Below are 249 nucleotides of genomic sequence, written 5' to 3' on the forward strand. Positions count from 1 at the left end.
GCTTGCGCCCATTGTGCAATATTCCCCACTGCTGCCTCCCGTAGGAGTCTGGACCGTGTCTCAGTTCCAGTGTGGCTGGTCATCCTCTCAGACCAGCTAGGGATCGTCGCCTAGGTGAGCCGTTACCCCACCTACAAGCTAATCCCATCTGGGCACATCTGATGGCATGAGGCCCGAAGGTCCCCCACTTTGGTCTTGCGACGTTATGCGGTATTAGCTACCGTTTCCAGTAGTTATCCCCCTCCATCA

Annotated in this window: 1 rRNA gene; it reads right to left on the minus strand. The window is 56.2% G+C overall.

Annotated features, from left to right (window positions below):
• Positions 1-249 (minus strand): 16S ribosomal RNA (locus tag NWP14_RS27930); the annotation flags it as partial.

Origin of the sequence: Klebsiella sp. C349492, from assembly GCF_042055345.1 — a bacterium.
Classification (GTDB): domain Bacteria; phylum Pseudomonadota; class Gammaproteobacteria; order Enterobacterales; family Enterobacteriaceae; genus Klebsiella; species Klebsiella scottii.